Source organism: Neisseria sp. P0014.S009 (assembly GCF_051958155.1).
GTDB classification, from domain to species: domain Bacteria; phylum Pseudomonadota; class Gammaproteobacteria; order Burkholderiales; family Neisseriaceae; genus Neisseria; species Neisseria flavescens_C.
The window spans coordinates 1-246 of record NZ_JBQCVS010000206.1 but is presented as its reverse complement, the minus strand read 5'-3'; the positions used below and the strand labels follow the sequence as shown (position 1 = coordinate 246).

Genomic DNA, 246 nt, shown 5'->3' with positions numbered 1-246 from the left:
CAAAACCTTTGTTTCCGATATGGAGCCCTTGATTGCCATGAAACCCGACGCGCTGATTATGGCGGATCCGGGTTTGATCATGACCGTGCGCGAAAAATGGCCGGATATGCCGATTCACCTGTCCGTTCAGGCAAATACCACCAACTACTGGGGCGTGAAATTCTGGCAAAACATCGGTGTCGAACGCATTATTCTGTCGCGTGAATTGAGCATGGAAGAAATCGCCGAAATCCGCCAAGAATGCCC

1 protein-coding gene is annotated in these 246 nt (G+C 50.8%); it reads left to right on the top strand.

The window, feature by feature from the left end:
• Positions 1-246 (top strand): U32 family peptidase (locus ACTHS4_RS12335; RefSeq protein WP_440366031.1); only part of this gene is annotated, 246 nt, incomplete at both ends.